This is a genomic window from Solemya velum gill symbiont, from assembly GCF_002020255.1.
Classification (GTDB): Bacteria; Pseudomonadota; Gammaproteobacteria; order Chromatiales; family Chromatiaceae.
Genome location: NZ_MPQG01000012.1, coordinates 12,766 through 29,883 on the forward strand (window position 1 = coordinate 12,766; position 17,118 = coordinate 29,883).

A 17,118-nucleotide genomic window follows, 5' to 3' on the forward strand; every position below is an offset into this window, starting at 1 on the left:
CCAGATGAAACTTGGCGTAATCGGAGGCTCGGGCCTGTCTCACTTTGAGGAACTCGAGGTGATGTCACGTGAGATTGTCCGTACACCTTATGGCGAACCTTCAGCGCCAGTTGTGCATGGCAAAATCAACGGCACCGAATTCTGCTTTATACCAAGACATGGTGCCGGACACCGTTTGCCGCCGCACAGGATCAACTACCGTGCAAATATCTGGGCAATGAAGGAGATTGGTGTCGAGGCTGTCATTGCACTGGCAACCGTGGGAGGCATTACCAAGGGCCCGGAAACACTTATCACTCCAGACCAGGTCATAGACTATACATGGGGCCGGGAACACACCTTTTTTGACGGTCTCAATGGCAATGTCACGCATGCCGACTTTACTTCTCCTTTCTGTGATGAACTGCGCCAGCGCTTGATTGACGCTGCGCGTGGTGCGGGGCTTGATATCGTGGAAACCGGAACATATGCCGCCACACAGGGCCCCAGGCTGGAATCTGCCGCTGAGATTCGCCGCCTGGAGCAGGATGGCAACGATATCGTCGGTATGACGGTGATGCCGGAGGCAGGCCTGGCACGTGAATTGGGGCTCTGTTACGCGGCGATTGCGACTGTGGTTAACTGGGCAGCCGGCAAGAGTGACGAGGAGATCACGCAATCAGTGATCGACAGGCACCTGGGAAAGGGTCTGGCCGATTACATGGCGGTGCTTTCAGCACTCAACGCGTGACTGTTTTGCAGCGCGATGTTCTGGTATAAATAACATATTGAAATGATGATTTTTTCAGAGGACGTATAGAATGAGTGAAGCCACAGAAACAGAGCAGACTGAAGAGCCGGAAAAAAAGAAAAAGAGACGCATTCCACTGTTTGTTTGGGTGATTCTGGCTGTTCTGATATGGGTGGTTGTTTTTGTCTGGTTGACGGACAGGAAGGCAGAACAACAGCAGGAGGCCGCCCAGGCACCTGCAGTTGAAGAGCAACAGGCTGAAACGGCTGCGCCAGTCGAGGCGCCAGCAGCTGAAGCAGTAGCTGAACCTGTCGTAGAGCCAGAAACCAAGGCGCCGGCCGAAGCTGTTGCTGAACAGCCTGCGGCTGCAGAAGAGACAGCAGCAAAAGAGGAAGCAGCGGCACAGGCAGAGACTGCTGAACAGGCGGTTGAGGAAAAAGCTGCTGAAGAGAAGCCGACTCCTGCCGAATCAGCTAAAGAGATGGCGACAGAAGCCGCTGAAGTCCCTGCAGCGGTAATGCAGCAGATGATGGATATCTTTTCACCGAAGTGAGTTTCACGCTTTCAGCTATCAGTTGTCACCCCGGGCTTGACCCGGGGTTTATTTTTTGAAACTACACGCTGATCTGGATGAGTTTCAGAAACCCTAGCCGGTATTGCGCATACCTGCAGCGATTGCGTTAATGCTTCTCAACAGCGGCTGCAGCCACGCATTCTCACTATCAGTTTCCTGGCGATAGCGCCCGATCAGGTTGGCCTGGATCGCATTAAGTGGATCAAGGTAGGGATTTCTGCGTGACAGTCCCAGCCTCAGAACCGGGTTGTCACCAATGAGTTGTTGCTGTTGCGTAACCGCGAGAATCATTTTCAATGTCAGCTCAAATTCTTCGCAGATCATCTCGAAGATGGTATCCGAGGTGCCGCTTTCCTGGCACAGCTCCTCCTTGTACATGCGTGCTATCTGCATATCTGCCTTGAACATGGCCATCTGGATATTCGACAGCATGGCACGAAAAAAAGGCCATTCGCGATACATTGTCTGCAACTGCTGAATTCCGTCCGGCTTTGCAGCTTGCGCCTGTAATGCCTTGCCAAGTCCATACCATGCGGGAAGTGTGTGACGTGACTGTGCCCAGCCAAATACCCACGGTATTGCACGAATCGATCCTTTTGAGCGATCTCCCTGGGTGCGTCTTGCCGGTCTCGATCCGATATTCAGCAGTGCGATTTCAGATACCGGGGTGGCCTCGTAGAAGTAATCGAGGAAGCCATCCGTGTTTTCGGTCAGGTGACGAAATGCCTGTTCACCTGTTTGTGCAAGGGAACGCATCACCTGCGGCCACTCAGGATTTGTTTCTGGCACATCCCTGACGAGGTGAAGGTTTGCCTGTAACAGTCCGGTGACCCCCATCGACAACTCGAAAACTGCCGTATCAGTGTGGCTGTACTTGTAGTAGAGTCAGTAAACTTGATCTCGCCACGCAGTGTGCCGGCAGGCTGTGAAGTGATCGCCTCGCGTGTCGGACCACCACCTCGACCGATGGTGCCTCCACGGCCGTGAAAAAGACGGCACTGAACACCGTGGCTATCGGCAAGCTCGACAATATTCTGCTGTACCTGGTACAGATTCCAGGAGGAGGAGAGTATTCCACCATCCTTGGCCGAATCAGAGTAACCGAGCATGACCTCCTGGCGATGACCACCACTTTTCAGAAGCTCTGCATAAACCCTGTCCTTGAACAGCAGGTCAAGTATTTTTGTGCTGCGTTCGAGGTCATCAATGGTTTCAAACAGGGGCGAGACTTCAAGATGGCAGAAGAGTCCGTTTTCATCGTTGCCTGCAAGCCCGTAAAGGCTTCCCAGCAGAACCACCTCCATGATGTGGCTCGCTTCATGTGTCATCGAGATGACGTATTGCCCGATCGATTGCGGGCTGACAGTGTCGCGTAGTTCCGCAATGACTTCGAAGACCTCGATAACTCCGCGGCTTGCCTCACTGAGTTGCTTGGGGTTAATCGTGATTCCGCTTTCGAGTGCTTTGCCGAGAATTTCCAGGCGCTCTGTTTCCGATGCGGTTTCATAGCTGTCAGTCACTTTTGCCAGTGTGAGTATTTCACTGACAGCAGCTGAATGGATTGCCGACTCCTGACGGATATCCAGGTGAGCGAGATAGAAGCCAAAGCTCTTTACCAGCATGATGAGCTTACGCAGTCCGGCATTAGATGCGGCGACATCTCCATGCTCGATGAGTGACTGGCGCATGATCATCAGGTCATCAAGAAAGAGCTTCTCGTTTGTATAAGGAACTGCACTGGCTGTTCCAATATCGCAGGTGCCATTCAGTCGCCCATTGACCTGGTGCAGTGTGGCCCTGAGGCGAAAATTCATAAGGTAAAGTTTGCGTCGGTAGGGTTCTACCGGAAAGCGCTTCGTCTCTTCGAGCAGTTCACCTGCACAGATTTTTTCATCGCGTTCCAGAGAAACCTCGAATGCATCTGAAGGAAGACAGAAGATACGCGAGTGCGTCAGTTCACCAATCAGTTCGTCGATGTGCTGCATGTACTCGCATAAAACAGTCCGCTGCTGCAATGCCATCGCCTTGCGCGTCACATCGGGTGTGACAAAAGGATTGCCGTCACGATCACCACCGATCCATGAGCCGAAACGGATTAAAGGTGAGGAGTTCATAAAGAGTTCATTTACCTCATCACCATACTGGCGTACGAATGCCTTGCGCATACGATGCAGCATTTCAGGTACGGCATGAAATAGCGTGTGCTCGAAATAGTAGAGGCCGTTAGCAATCTCCATACGCACCTCGGGACGTTCGGCGCGCATCTCCTCAGTTTTCCAAAGCGTCTGAATCAGGCGGCTGAGAGTCTTTTCCACCTGTTCCTGCTGCTCAAGATACTCTGTCGGGCGATCTAGATTCCGTGTGGAAAGATACAGCTTTTCCAGTAATCCCATAATGACGCGCCGCTTGGCTTCTGTCGGGTGTGCTGTGAATACCGGAATGTAGGATGTCCTCGAGATGATATTGGCGAGTTCATCCAGGCTGACATCACGTGATTTGTAGAGTTTGGCGAGATGATCGAAAGAGCCCGTCCACAATTCGCTACCTTCTGCAGCGATCAGGCGGCGCTGTCGATGGTGATAAACCTCTTCGGCGATATTGACGAGTTGGAAGTAGAGAGTAAAGGCGCGAATTGTATGGGTGAGTTCAGCTTCACTCAGCTGGCTGATCAGCTGTAATAGGCGCTGACGTTTATCTCTGTTTTCCTCGTCACGCAGCTGGATGTAGCCCTTGCGCAGACGTTCGACAATGCGATAAACATTCTCACCGGCCTGGGTGCGTACAACGTCCCCGAGCAGATTGCCAAGCAGTCGTACACGACCCCTGAGCTCCTCGTCATTCGCCAGTGAGTAGGACTGAAAAGTATCTTCCATCTTGCCTCCGTTCCTCGGTCAGAAATCTCTTTATAGCATGCATCGCGAAAAAATGTGCGGTTGCACAAAAATACCATTTTCCAGTCACTGCAAAAATAGTCTGTATCAGATAGACTAGTCGATCCTGAATCGCTCACGAACAGCGGAGATCGACCTGGTTTGCCGCAAGTCAAGGAGCAGAGAAAGCCATGAAAAGAAGCCGAATCTGGGTATTTGATGAGAATCGCCTCAACGAGGCACTTGATGGATATGAGCAGGAATCGATCGATGCATACCCACAACATGAAGAGAAAATACGCATAACAATCAAAGCAATGCGAAATTATCTTTATTCAGATTATGCGGATAGATTAACCATGAGAGAAGAGGACGAAAAGTGAGGATAGTCTCATTTAACATCAATGGCGTACGTGCACGTCCACACCAGTTGCAGGCCCTGAAAGATACCATTGACCCGGATATTATCGGCCTGCAGGAGACCAAGGTACAGGATCCGGACTTTCCCCTGGAAATGATGCAGGATCTCGGATATCACACCGAGTTTTTCGGTCAAAAGGCACACTATGGTGTTGCATTGTTATCGAAAAAAGCGCCCTTGCGTGTTACCAGGGGCTATGCCAGTGACGATGACGAGGCACAAAAACGCCTGATTACCGCGACATATGAATCAGCAAGCGGCAATGAGATTACTGTCATCAACGGCTATTTTCCCCAGGGAGAGAGTCGAGACCACGAGACCAAGTTTCCCAACAAGCGCAAGTTTTATGCAGACCTGATGACGCACCTCGAGCAGTTTACTCCGGATGACAATCTTGCTGTCATCGGCGATGTAAATATCGCACGCATCGATGCTGATATCGGAATCGGTGCTGATAATGCCAAGCGTTGGCTGCGTACCGGCAAGTGCAGTTTCCTGCCTGAAGAACGTGAGTGGATGGAACGCCTCATGGCCTGGGGGCTTGATGACACATTCCGCATCAAATATCCGGATGTCGATGATCGTTTCAGCTGGTTCGATTACCGCAGCAAGGGATTCGACCGTGAACCAAGGCGTGGCTTGCGTATTGATCTGATCCTGGCAACACCTGCACTTAACAGTAAACTAACTGATGCCGGTATCTCTTATGACCTTCGTGCCATGGAGAAGCCATCAGACCACTGCCCGATCTGGGCGGATTTTGATATCTGATTAATATCGATAGTCTGTAGGAGGCCCGCCCCCGGGCCGATTTTTGCTCCTGCAAAAACGGCATTTCCGCCATACATGGCGGTTACGTGTACGCCCCTCCTACAAATATTTACAGACTTTTTAGTGTGGGTGCCATAGACTTAACTCGCCTCACGCCACTCAAGGCCCTCATCCACATCATGATGTACAGGTGTGGCTGATTTCATGGTCACCAACTCCTCAGAACTGGTTGGATGAATCGCCATGGTGCTGTCAAAATCAGCCTTGGTAGCGCCCATTTTGACGGCTACCGCAAAGCCCTGATGCATTTCGTCTGCGTTGTCACCGATAATATGAACACCGACAACTTTCTCATCTTTGCCTGCACACACGAGTTTCATCGCAGTGGTTACGCCGTGTGGTGACAGCGCGTGCCGCATGGGTGTGAAGTCTGCCTGGTAAACAGTGACATCATATCCGTGTTCGTCGCGTGCCTCGGCCTCCGTGATGCCGACAGTGCCGATTGGCGGATGTGAAAACACCACGCTGGGGATGTTTGCATAATCTGTCTTGCTCCCCGGCTTCTCTTTGAAAAGGCGCTCGGCGAGCTTGCGGCCGGCATCGATTGCCACAGGGGTCAGTGCTGCTTTTCCGGTAATGTCACCAATTGCATAGATGCCGCCGACATTCGTGTTTTCAAACTCATCGACCGGAATAATGCCCCTCCTTTCGACATGCACGCCTGCTGTATCGAGATTGAGCTGGCGTGTATTGGGTGATCGACCAACAGCCCATATGACCGTGTCAAAACCCTGCAGGCGCTGCCCATCCACAGAGCTGATGGTGATCCCATCACTCCTCTGTGCGAGTTCACTTGCCTGGAAATTGCAGTGGACATGGATACCCTGTTTCTCCATTTCGGTTTGCAACACATCACTGATCATAGGATCGAAACGCTCCATGATGCGATCTTCGAGGGCGATGACTGACACTTGCGAGCCAAGCGCACGTAACACGCCGGCCAGTTCAACGGCGATATAGCCGCCACCGATAACAGCGACATTCTCCGGCTGCTCATCAAGTTCACAGAAACCATCCGAAGTAATGCCGAGTTCAGCACCAGGCAGTGGCGGAACAATCGGTTGTCCACCGGTGGAGATCACAATGTGTTCGGCCGTGTACTCGATACCGTTAACATCAATACGTTTTGCATCGACAAAGCGAGCATAACCATTGATGTGGTCAATACCGCTGTCGGCAACATAACCATCCCAGTAGTTATTAATATTACTGATGTAGTTCTGTCGACCAGTGACAAGCTTATGCCAGTCGGTTTTTCCGCGCGTTGCAGGAATACCGAAGTCATTTGCATCATCGACAGCATGCGCCAGGTTGGCTGCATACCACATCACCTTCTTGGGAACGCAGCCATTGTTGACGCATGTTCCACCCATCTTGCTACCTTCAATGATGGCGACTTTTTTTCCGAAGGATGCTGCCTTTTCTGCGACTGCGAGTCCGCCACTGCCTCCGCCGATGGCGATCAAATCATAATGTTGCGTATTCATAACTGTTTCCTTTGTCAGGGGGTGGCCCGCAGTACGGGCCACCATGATTGTTTCCCTGGGTTCGTATCAGGCTGCTTTCTCTCCAGCGAGATACTCTTCAAGTGCTTCAGATCCGCCGACGCGATATCCGTCGATGAAGACCTGGGGTACAGTTGACTCACCCGAGATAGCGCGAATGGTCGCCTCGGTGAAATCCCTGTTGAGAACCAGTTCCTCGTAGTCCATGCTGGCATCATTCAGCATGCCCTTGGCACGAACACAGAATTCACAGCCTTCGCGAGTGAAGATGGTGACACTCTTCGGCTTGACTGCATTTGGAGCGATGTACTCGAGCATTGTGTCTGCATCTGAAACCTCGAAGGGGTCGCCCGGCTTGTTAGGCTCGATAAACATCTTTTCCACGACACCGTCTTTTACCAGCATCGAGTAGCGCCATGAGCGTTTGCCAAAGCCCAGGTCTTCCTTGTCGACCAGCAGCCCCATACCATCGGTGAAATCACCGTTGCCATCTGGAATGAATGTGACTTTGTCTGCACTTTGCTCTGATTTCCATTCGTTCATAACGAATGCATCATTGACTGACATGCAGATCACCTCGTCTACTCCTGCTTCTTTCAGTGCTGGTGTCAGCTGGTTGTAACGCGGTACGTGCGTTGATGAACAGGTTGGTGTGAATGCGCCTGGCAGTGAGAACACAACCACAGTTTTTCCCTTGAAAACTTCATCAGTAGTGACATCTACCCACTCGTGATTACGACGTGTGCGGAATGTGACCTGTGGTACTTGTTGTCCTTCGCGATTGTTAAACATATTCATATCTCCGTTAATTATCTGAATCGACGTTGAGTTCGATTTGTTGGTACGGGAGTTAGTATGGGGTAGGGAAAGAAATAGGGAAAATCGTTTAATACGATATGAATAAGAGGAATTGACGATAATAGGTGTTATGTCTCTTAAGTCAGCACATAGGCCTGTACAATGACTTTGAGTGTTTTAGTTGTTTGGAATCTTTATGCAATCTGATAATGGTGGGGACGATTTCTCTAAAGTGGTACTGACGGCAGAGGATGGTGCACAAGCTGAAATCTATTTATATGGCGCCCATGTTACCGACTGGTGTCCAGCGGGAGATGACGAACGACTGTTCCTTAGTGAACGAGCGGAGTTTAGTGAAGGCACGGCTATTCGCGGTGGTGTACCTGTCTGTTTCCCACAGTTTGCCGATGAAGGGCCTTTTCTCAAGCATGGTTTTGCACGTCTTGGCCTATGGGAACTAGTGAGCACCAAATAGGAGGGGGATTCGGCGCAAGCCGTTTTCCAACTGGAAGATTCCATTGCTTCGCGTGCCATGTGGCCACATGCATTTCGGGCCACCTTGACTGTCACAGTGGGTGGACCACATTTGAAAGTTGAGTTCAGTATCCAGAATACTGGAACGACTTCATTTCATTTTACCGGTGCCTTGCACACATATTTAGGTGTGCGTGATATCGCAGCGACAGTGGTGGAGAACCTGGGTGGCTGTCATTATCGTGAGTCAGCAAAGGGTATACAGGACGTTATACAGGTCGATCCGGAACTCTCTTTCACAGACGAAGTCGACCGCATCTACATGCGGGCTCCAGGGCAAGTGGCCATGCGCGAACCCGGGCGACGAATGGTCGTGAAATCGTCCGGTTTTCCTGATGTAGTGGTGTGGAACCCTGGTCCGGAGAAGTGTGCAGCGCTTGGAGATATGGATCCTGAAGGTTATCGTCGCATGCTATGTATTGAAGCACCTGTGATCAGTGAGCCGCCGGAGGTTTTGGCAGGTGAATCCTGGTATGGCTCACAAGAGCTAACTGCACAATAATCGATTGGGCATCCGTTCAGTTGCCTGGCAGGCTACCTTTTGATCAACTTCACTGTATTTGGCAGTCTGCTTCGTATGATTTCGGCAAAGGCGCTCAGAGCCGCACGCCGTGGAAAGCTGCTGCGAAACACCAGCGAAATTCGTCGTGACGCATTTTTGATATTGAGCGGGTGGGTGACAATACCGCTTCCGCTCGCCCATGAGCCACCGAGTGCGAGTGCCGGAATCAGCGTGATGCCATAACCTGCCTTGACCAACTGGATCAGGGTTTCCAGGCTGGCAGCACGCAAATCAGCCATTTCTCCTTCACTCTGGCGTTCACTGATATGGCAGACATCCATTGCCTGTTTCGCAAGGCAGTGTCCCTCGGACAGAAGCAGCAAGGTCTCCTTGTCGATATCGGTACGCGTGATTTTCTCCTTGTTATAGAAACCGTGCTTGCGCGGAAAGGCGACCCAAAATGGCTCATCAAAGAGCGGAATTGATTCCAGAGAAGGCTCTTTGGTAGGTGTTGCAAGCAGGGCGACATCGATCTCGTGATTGTGCAACCGGGTTAACAGTGTCTCCGTCATTTCTTCAGAGAGTATCAACTGCATCTGCGGATGCTCTTTTTTGAGTGGTGCGAGGATCAATGGCATCAGGTAGGGGCTGATGGTTGGTATCGCGCCAACACGCAAGGGCCCTGCGAGCGGGTCCTGGTGCGCGCGTGCAACTTGTGCGATAACATCGGCTTGTTCCAGTATCTGTCTCGCATGTGACAGGATTTCGCTTCCGATTGCTGTAATCTCAACAGAGCGGTTGGTGCGTTCGAATAGTGTGACTCCGAGCTCTTCTTCGAGTTTTTTAATCTGTCCGCTCAGGGTTGGCTGGCTTACAAAACAGCGTTCTGCAGCCTTGCTGAAGTTGTTGGTTTCTGCGACTGCAACAAGGTAATTGAGATCCCGGAGATTCATGGTTTAACTATTGGTAGAAACGATAATTAAAGTATATATTAAAGAAATTGCTTATCAAATAAAGATGTGATGAGAGTGAATTTTAAAACAAGCCTGCTTGAAGAGAGCGTCGAGGAACTCAAGCAGTCTCTCAAACGGGAGATAGAGCAGATGGATCATGCTGCATTACCGTTGCAGCAGGGGATGTCTCAAAGCAGCTATGTGAGTGATTCGCCTTTTTCCGTTGTGGTGCTGGAGTTGCACAGATCTGACGAGGAGATCCGCCTTAAAGCGGGTATCTTCTTTGCAGGGATCATTTCCGGCAGCTGTTGCGCGGATGATCCAACACCCTGCGATGAACTGACTGAATATTGTGAGCTCGAGTTTTTGATCAATCCCGACGATGGTGAGGCAGAGATCAGGCTGCTGGAGTGATTTCACCATGCAGCAGGTTGCTGCCACTGTCACTGCCGGTAATCTTGATCATGGTGACAGTCGTTTCGAGGCTGTCACGACTCGCAGTGATTCGTACGCGGTGATAATTTGGCGTGTAGCCCCAGTACCAGTCGCCGTTCTCATCCTGTGAACGTGTCTCAATCAGTACCTCCTGTTGTGTACCAATCATGGTATCGAGACAGCGCTGTTTCATTTCGTCTGCAAGAGCGTGCAGCTGCTGGCTGCGTGAGCGTCTTGTTTCATCATTGACGGCATTCGGAAGACGTGCCGCCTTGGTACCCGGGCGTGGTGAATAGGAAAAGATGTGGATGTGACCGAAATCGAGCCTCTCAAGGTAATCCATTCCCTCTTGCCATTCACTGTCAGTTTCACCGGGAAAGCCGACGATAATGTCAGTGGTAATGTTCAGCCCGGGTATCATTTTCCTGGCCTCGGAGAGCAGGCTGCTGAACTCTGCCGTTTTACAGCGACGTGCCATGCGTCGCAGCACCGTGTCGCAACCACTCTGTAGTGGCAGATGCAGGTGCGGCATCAGGCGCGGATTATCGAACAGCGACCAGAAGTTATCAGGGATATCCCACGGTTCGAGTGAGCCAAGACGTAAACGCGGAATCGATGTCTCCTTCAACAGGCGCTCAACCAGCTGGCCGAGATTGCTGTCACAATCACTGCCATAACCACCAAGATGAACGCCAGTGATAACGGCTTCCTGTACACCTTGTTGATGTAATGCATTAATCTCGTCAATTATCTCCTGTGGCGGGCGGCTGCGTTCTTCGCCACGTGCCTCCGTGACGATGCAGAAGGTGCACTTATAACGGCAGCCGTCCTGCACCTTGATAAAAGCACGTTGCCTGCCACGTGCGAACAGCAGGTTTTCACCCGGCTCTGTCGCTGTGTCCGGCATTGAGAGGGTATCGAGTTTTTCCGCGACAATTTCCGGTAAGCGGTCCTTGTCACGATTTTCGATCAACAGGTCGACTCCGGGAATGCTTTTGATCTCAGCCGGATTCAGCGAGGCGTAACAGCCGGAAACGACCAGTTTTGCCTGTGGATTCGAGCGCTGTACACGACGGATCAGTTTGCGTGATTTGCGTACAGCTTCCTCCGTAACAGCACAGCTGTTGACCACAACCAGGTCCGCCTCGTCAGGTTGAGCAGTAACTGCATGCCCCTGGTGGCGAAATTTACGTGCCCATGTTTCCAGTTCGGCTTCGTTAAGGCGACAGCCTAGGGTTTTTAGATGTACTTGCATGCTGATTTCAGGATGTGGTGATTTGTGTTGATTCAGAGTGTTGATCGAGTGACAGTTCGAGCTGATCACCTGCATTGAGTGAGCCGACGCCTGATGGTGTACCGGTTAGTACCAGGTCGCCCGGTTCAAGCGTGAAATAGCGGCTGATGTAACTGATCAGGGAGATGGCACCACGAATCATCATCCTGGTATTCGCCTGCTGGCGTACTTCACCATTGATGACGAGTTGCAGCTCTGCATTGGCCGGATCGATTGTATCAGCAGGAAGAACTCTGCCCAACGGGCAACTGCCGTCCCAGGATTTTGCCATTTCCCATGGCAGCCCCTTGTTCTTGACCTCTTCCTGTACATCTCGCAGGGTAAGGTCGAGAGCGAGTGCATAACCTCTAATCGCATCTGCAACCGCATCTTCATCGACACAGCTGATCTCTTCTGCAATTAACACGGCGAGTTCGATTTCAAAGTGCACGGCGCCCCGGTCAGTCGGGATGACCACGGGTTCGTGCAATGGCCTGAGTGCCGTGGAGGGCTTCATGAAGATGACCGGCTTGTCAGGAACCGGATTGTTCAGCTCTTCTATATGCGCATGGTAATTGCGTCCAATGGCAACGATCTTTCCCGCATTCAGGTCAATGCGACTGCCATCCTGATCAAGGAATTTGAAACTGTTTGTCATATCTAACTCTTAGATAACCAATGCGGCTGCCAGCAGCGCGGGCGTGACGAGATTGACGACAACGTTCAGCCCCATCGCCTGCGCCAGTTGCGGAATGTCGTCAGCATGACGAAAGCTGTCACGTACTGAAATGAGAGCAGGGACAAGCGGAATGAGCGCCAGCAGTGAGAGTAGCGGGAAATGGCCTGTCGCTATGCCCAGCGGGATTATTGCGAAGGCCAGCAGTGTGAAAGCTGCATAGATCAGGCTGCTTTTACTGCGGCCAATCATAATCGGGTAATTCTTGCGTCCAACCTGTATGTCAGCCTCAACATCCGGATACTGGTTCAACAGTAGCAGGTTGTTGACCAGGAAAAAGGGAATTAACGAAGCGATGATGGCAGTTGTTGAGATGCTTCCACTCAATACATACACGCTGCCGATAATCATCAGCGGGCCAAATGCAATGCCTGGTGCGAGCAGCGAAGAAAAAGGAGAGCGTGTAATCAGGTGTGTGTAAGTGATGATGAGCAACACACCGACAGCACCGATGACCAGAGGAACCATGCCATGGATGGCGGTGAAATAGAGTCCGATTCCGATGCAGGCGGCAAGAGAGACTATCGCCATCAGGAGGACATTATTATCCAGGTCCGGGTGTGTTGGTAGCAGGCCGCTACCGCCACTGAACGGTGTTCTTTCTGTCAACTCATCAAGACCGCTCCTGAAATCGAAATATTCATTGAATGCATTCACACTGATATGCGAGGCGATACCTGCTAAGAGGATCAGAAACACATCGACAAGGTGGACATCAACACCTGGTGTGGAGAGTGCAATAGCGACTCCGAGCGAGATGCAGGAGAGTGTCAGAATCAGGAATGGCGGCCTGGCCGAGCGTGTTGTGAGCAGCAGTGCTTCAGTATTCATTGATTTCCAATATGTTTATAGAGCAGGGGGACAAGTATAAGGCTTATCAGGGTTGAGAACAGTAGTCCTGTTACCAGTACAACAGCCAGAGGCTTGAGCATTTCCGAACCGCTGCCGTATGCAAGAGCAAGCGGCATCATTCCAACCACGGTGGTCAGTGTTGCCATCAGGATCGGTTTCAGGCGTAGGCCTGCCGCTTCAATGATGGCGTCGTCGCGCTGCATGCCTTTGTTGCGCCTGTTTTCTATGGTCGTGACAAGTACGATGGCGTTGTTAACGACGATGCCGGCGAGCATGATCATGCCGATCCATACCGGCATGGTGATGTCGATGCCCCATAGCCACAGGCCAATGACAACACCGATACCTGAGAATGGCACGCCAAACATGATGACAAGCGGGTTACGCAGGGATTCGAACTGGACTGCCATGACAACGAGAACCAGGAACAGGGCCAGGGCTAGAAGAATCGTGCCCAGTGCCTGCCCCTCTTGCAAAGCCTGCAGGCTACCTGCCTCGGCGATTGAGTAGCCTTCCGGCGTTTCGACTTTTTCACTAATGGTTAGTGCCTGGCGTATCGCCTGTTCCAGTGACAGCTCTTCCGAGAGGGAGGCGTTCACTTCAACCGCACGTTGCTGGCGATCACGGCGGATAGAGCCGGGAGCTGCCTCAATGCGAATTGTTGCCACGTCGCCGAGACGAATAATGTTATCTCCTGCGAGTAGCTGGATATTTGCAACATCTGACGGGCTGCGCCATTGCTCTCTGTCCATGCGTACCACGACATCAATTCCACGGTCCCTGTCGTACAGGGTGGTGACGGTTTTTCCGTCCATTGCGATGCGCACGGCATCACCAATCGTGGTGCTGTCGAGCCCGGCTCTTGCTGCCTTGTCACGATCGATGCCAATTAACATCTCACGGGTGGTCTCTTCACCTGAGTGACGGACATTGGTCAGTCCATCGACCTCTTTGAGTTCATCAACAAGGCGATTGCCGATATCGTTGAGTGTGTCGATGTCCGGACCACGTATTTTCAGAGACAGATCATCTTCACCCTGACTGATGCGCAAGCCGCGAATTGCACGTACGAAGGCACGCATCTGTAGTCCGGGGATCTGCTCGCTAGCGAATTTCTTCTTGAACTGTTTAACCCATTCACCGGCTGACAGGTCACGCTGTCCCTTGGGCACCAGTTGTACCTGGATTGACGTTCGGTTGGCATTTTCATAACTGGAGCGTCCGAAAACAAAACCGCCGACGGTGGTGAATATCGACTGTACGCCCGGCATGCTTGCGACAATCTCTTCACTCTGTGATGTCATACGTTCCATTTCGGTAATCGAGGTGCCGCTGTCAGATGTCAGGGAGATGCGTACCAGGCCTTCATCCATGCGCGGCAGCAGGTTGCTTGGCAGTTGACAGAATGGCTGCATCAAGTAGACCAGCAGAACGACCATACCTCCCAGCAACACCAGTTTGAGTGTTGTTGGCAGATGCAGAAGCTTCTTCAGTCCACTACGGTAGAGACCTGTTAGTGCATTGAGAGGGCGCTGTAGCAGGCTGTGATTCTCTTCGGCCTTGGTGAATCGTCCTGCCAGTGCAGGTACAAGGGTCAGTGCAACAACCATTGAGGCAATGACAGCGGCTGTAATAGTGAAGATAAGCTCGCGAAAAATCAGGCCGATGAGCCCGCTGAGGAAAAAGAAAGGCACCACGGCAGCCAGGTTTGTCGATGTTGAAGCGATAATCGCACTGGTTACCTCGGTGGCAGCTTCCGATGCGGTCGACTTCATCATCTGGTGACGATGAATGTTCTCGAGCATGACGATGGTGCTGTCGACCAGCATACCGATGCCAAGGGCCAGCCCACCCAGTGTCATTATGTTCATGTTGAGACCGGCGGCGGACATCAGTGCAAATGTAATCAGGGTAGCAACAGGAATTGCCGTGCCAACGATCAGGGTGCGAAGCAGGCTGCCGAGAAACAGGTAGACCACGAGCATGGCGAGTGTTGCGCCACCAAGTGCTGCTGCTGTTGCATTGTTGATGGCATTCCGGATCGGTCCGGCCTGGTCTGTTACAGGTTCGACACTGATATCATCGGGAAAGAGTGACTGCTGCCTCATCTCCTGAAGCCGTGCTTCAACTGCATCAACCACCTCGATGGTATTCGCGCCCGGCTGCTTCTGTATTGAGAGTTTGACACCTGGGCGGCCGTTACTGCGCACGATCAGGCGTTGCTCCTCGGCGGTATCGAGCACTTTTGCGACATCGGCAAGATGAATTGTCTTGCCGTCACTGGTTGACCCGATCTCCAGTTCGCGGATCTCATCAACTGTCTGGTAACTGCCGACAGTTCTGCCTGCAATCTCCTCGACCCGGGATTGAAGGCGGCCTGCAGGTGTATCCTGGTTGTTCCTGGCAATCTCGTCAGTAAGCTTGATGACATCAAATTTCATCGATTCAAGCTTGTGCGGATCAATAATGATCTGGATTTCCCGTTTCAGTCCGCCGCCGATTTCAGCTGCGGCGATACCGGGAAGATTCAGCAGGGACGGGCCGAGGCTGTAATCGGTCCATTCACGCACCTCGACCGGCGACCGCAACGAGGATGACACAAGGATTTCCATCACCGGCAACTGGAATGGATCACGTTTATAAATTGTTGGCGGGTCGATAGTGTCCGGCAGAAAGCGTTTGGCGCGGTCAAGGCGGGTGCTTGCATCACGCAACGCAATATCGATATCCTTGCTGTAGGCAAAACTCAGATCGACTGATGACCGGCCCTCGGTGGTGGTCGACTGGACATAGATGGCGTCTTCGGTAATTGCCAACTGCTCTTCAAGCTGGCGCGTGACCTGGTCTTCCATGATACTTGCCGGCACGCCCGGATCCATCACGCGTACACGCACTTCCGGATAGATGATGTGCGGTAGCAGGTCAATGCGCAGCTGCAGAAAGGCGACGATGCCGAGAACCACGACGGCAAGCGTCAGCATGATCACCCCGATAGGATGACGGATGGACCATGTGCTTGGAGATGTGTGGTGATCGCTCACTGTTGTGAGTCGTCCTGCGCTTCGACAATTGTCACTTTAGCGCCATTTTTCAGTCCAAGGAAGCCGCGTGTGATGACCTCGTCGCCATCCTCGATTCCATCGATGATGGCAATGCCGTCAGGCCAGTATTCGCCCGGGACTATATCCTGTTCTACAGATTTACCATCTTTAATAAGATAAACCCAGTTGCGCTCCCTGTTCTGTTGCAAGGCAGAGTAGGGGATCAATAATATTTCATCTGAAGTAATCGCCAGACGCAGCGTTGCTCGCTGGCCTGACTTGATGCCGCTCGGCAATTCGTCGAAACCTACCTCGACAGTGCCCTGTCCCGTGAGTGGGTCGATAGTCGGATGGATACGAATGATTTTGGCCGGGTGCCACTGCTGGCCAAGTGCATCGATCTGTACTTCGACGGCATCGCCTTTATTCACTGAAGGAAGCAGGAGTTGTGACAGGGTGACCTCGATAACGAGTGACAGTGGATCAATAACTGTCAGCAGGTGCCGGTTTTTCTCCGCAAAATCCCCGGGTTCAACCAGGCGCTCTGTGATCAGGCCATCAAAGTCTGCATGGATTCGGGTGCGTTGCAGGCGCACCGCGAGTTCATCAATATCTGCCTTGGTGACTGCAACCTCGGTACGTGCTGCAATCAGGGCATCTTCGGAGATGGCATTGGTTTTGATCAGGCGTTCGAGACGCAACAGGTTTTTCTCTGCCTCGTCGAGTTGTGCTGCTGCCTTGCGCTGTGCAGTGAGCAACAGTTCGTCATCGAGCCTGACAAGCATTTCGCCCTGGCTGACTGCATCACCTTCATACCAGGGTATCTCCTTGACCTGGCCTTCTTCGAGGTTATGTACGTGGATAATGCGTCGGACGCGCAGGTTGCCACTGCGTTCGATCTGCTGCTGCTGGGCGCCCCTGACAACTTGCGTGGTTGTCACCAGTTGCTGCTTCTTATTGCGCTGCTGCTGTTTTCCCTGTTCGGCTTTTTCACACGCGCCAAGAACTCCGGTAAGCAGAAGCAGGATAAGTAGTTGCAGGAGCACTCTCAGTGTCATGATTT

The 17,118-nt window shown here is 52.0% G+C and carries 15 protein-coding genes and 1 pseudogene; 6 read left to right on the plus strand and 10 right to left on the minus strand.

The genetic code is table 11. From position 1 onward, the window contains the following. Positions 1–4 precede the first annotated feature (4 nt). Positions 5–730, plus strand: a complete 726-nt coding sequence (locus BOW06_RS08970; RefSeq protein WP_043116837.1) for an S-methyl-5'-thioinosine phosphorylase — start codon at positions 5–7, stop codon at positions 728–730. Positions 731–800: 70 nt separating this feature from the next. Beyond that, entirely contained in the window at positions 801–1,283 is a 483-nt protein-coding gene (locus BOW06_RS08975) for a hypothetical protein (protein WP_052132110.1), read from the plus strand. Positions 1,284–1,376: 93 nt separating this feature from the next. Here BOW06_RS08975 and BOW06_RS13260 read toward each other — a convergent pair whose 3' ends face one another. Beyond that, positions 1,377–2,141, minus strand: coding sequence for a phosphoenolpyruvate carboxylase (locus tag BOW06_RS13260; RefSeq protein WP_256857988.1), 765 nt, complete (start codon positions 2,139–2,141; stop codon positions 1,377–1,379). After that, complete coding sequence (locus BOW06_RS08980; protein WP_078459587.1) at positions 2,060–4,177, minus strand: phosphoenolpyruvate carboxylase; 2,118 nt, start codon at positions 4,175–4,177, stop codon at positions 2,060–2,062. Before BOW06_RS08980 ends, BOW06_RS13260 begins: the two co-directional genes overlap by 82 nt. Positions 4,178–4,365: 188 nt before the next feature. Here BOW06_RS08980 and BOW06_RS08985 point away from each other — a divergent pair, with 188 nt between their 5' ends. Together BOW06_RS08985 and xthA are read left to right on the plus strand one after the other, a co-directional pair. Beyond that, positions 4,366–4,557: a hypothetical protein gene (locus BOW06_RS08985; protein WP_078454690.1), complete on the plus strand. Its 192-nt coding sequence runs from the start codon at positions 4,366–4,368 to the stop codon at positions 4,555–4,557. After that, entirely contained in the window at positions 4,554–5,366 is an 813-nt protein-coding gene (gene xthA, locus BOW06_RS08990; protein WP_043116835.1) for an exodeoxyribonuclease III, read from the plus strand. Before BOW06_RS08985 ends, xthA begins: the two co-directional genes overlap by 4 nt. Positions 5,367–5,506: 140 nt before the next feature. Here the strand turns inward: xthA and gorA are convergent, their stop codons facing one another. After that, positions 5,507–6,913, minus strand: coding sequence for a glutathione-disulfide reductase (gene gorA, locus BOW06_RS08995; protein WP_078454698.1), 1,407 nt, complete (start codon positions 6,911–6,913; stop codon positions 5,507–5,509). 66 nt (positions 6,914–6,979) lie between these two features. Further along, entirely contained in the window at positions 6,980–7,723 is a 744-nt protein-coding gene (locus BOW06_RS09000) for a glutathione peroxidase (protein WP_078454689.1), read from the minus strand. Positions 7,724–7,925: 202 nt separating this feature from the next. Between BOW06_RS09000 and BOW06_RS13265 the strand changes: the two are divergent. Then, positions 7,926–8,765 (plus strand): annotated as a pseudogene (locus BOW06_RS13265) (D-hexose-6-phosphate mutarotase). A 32-nt stretch (positions 8,766–8,797) separates the two neighbouring features. Here the strand turns inward: BOW06_RS13265 and BOW06_RS09015 are convergent. After that, positions 8,798–9,718, minus strand: coding sequence for a LysR substrate-binding domain-containing protein (locus BOW06_RS09015; protein WP_078454688.1), 921 nt, complete (start codon positions 9,716–9,718; stop codon positions 8,798–8,800). A 75-nt stretch (positions 9,719–9,793) separates the two neighbouring features. Between BOW06_RS09015 and BOW06_RS09020 the strand changes: the two genes are divergently transcribed. Next, entirely contained in the window at positions 9,794–10,132 is a 339-nt protein-coding gene (locus BOW06_RS09020; RefSeq protein WP_230209607.1) for a hypothetical protein, read from the plus strand. Here the strand turns inward: BOW06_RS09020 and mtaB are convergent. Genes mtaB through BOW06_RS09045 form a run of 5 tightly spaced genes read right to left on the minus strand, consistent with a single transcriptional unit; the run spans position 10,116 to position 17,113 of the window. After that, a complete protein-coding gene (gene mtaB / locus BOW06_RS09025) occupies positions 10,116–11,408 on the minus strand; it encodes a tRNA (N(6)-L-threonylcarbamoyladenosine(37)-C(2))-methylthiotransferase MtaB (RefSeq protein ID WP_043116831.1) in 1,293 nt (430 codons plus the stop codon). The two genes, BOW06_RS09020 and mtaB, sit on opposite strands and share 17 nt — an antisense overlap. 7 nt (positions 11,409–11,415) lie before the next feature. Continuing rightward, on the minus strand, positions 11,416–12,084 hold the full coding sequence (locus BOW06_RS09030) for a fumarylacetoacetate hydrolase family protein (protein WP_078454686.1): 669 nt from the start codon (positions 12,082–12,084) through the stop codon (positions 11,416–11,418). Between the two features lie 9 nt (positions 12,085–12,093). Then, positions 12,094–12,993: a prenyltransferase gene (locus tag BOW06_RS09035; RefSeq protein WP_043116829.1), complete on the minus strand. Its 900-nt coding sequence runs from the start codon at positions 12,991–12,993 to the stop codon at positions 12,094–12,096. Further along, the gene (locus tag BOW06_RS09040) at positions 12,990–16,055 is read right to left on the minus strand and encodes an efflux RND transporter permease subunit (protein ID WP_230209683.1); all 3,066 of its coding nucleotides are present in this window, start codon (positions 16,053–16,055) and stop codon (positions 12,990–12,992) included. The genes BOW06_RS09035 and BOW06_RS09040 overlap by 4 nt, the downstream gene beginning before the upstream one ends. Next, on the minus strand, positions 16,052–17,113 hold the full coding sequence (locus tag BOW06_RS09045) for an efflux RND transporter periplasmic adaptor subunit (protein ID WP_078453125.1): 1,062 nt from the start codon (positions 17,111–17,113) through the stop codon (positions 16,052–16,054). Before BOW06_RS09045 ends, BOW06_RS09040 begins: the two co-directional genes overlap by 4 nt. Positions 17,114–17,118: the final 5 nt, after the last annotated feature.